We start from the raw sequence: 331 nt of genomic DNA, 5'->3' as shown, positions 1-331 counted from the left end.
CCACACACGCCGCCGCGATCTCCCCCTGCGAATGCCCCACCACCGCCGACGGCACCACCCCGAACGACCCCCACAACGCCGCCAACGCCACCATCACCGCCCACAACACCGGCTGCACCACCTCCACCCGCTCGAGATCCGGCGCACCTTCCACCCCACGCAGCACGTCCACCACCGACCAGTCCACAAACGGCTCCAACGCCGCCGCACACTCCACCAACCGCTCCCGAAAAACCGGCGAGGAATCCACCAACTCCACCGCCATCCCCACCCACTGCGACCCCTGACCCGGAAACACAAACACCGGCTTCGCCCCGGCAACCGCCACCCC

General features: G+C 69.2%; 1 protein-coding gene. It reads right to left on the bottom strand.

Annotated elements, in window-relative coordinates; all coding sequences use genetic code 11:
* Positions 1-331 (bottom strand): acyltransferase domain-containing protein (locus MXD59_RS26070; RefSeq protein ID WP_248827210.1); only part of this gene is annotated, 331 nt, incomplete at both ends.

The organism is Frankia umida (assembly GCF_023242945.1).
Lineage (GTDB): Bacteria > Actinomycetota > Actinomycetes > Frankiales > Frankiaceae > Frankia > Frankia umida.
This window is presented reverse-complemented; position numbering and strand designations above follow the sequence as displayed.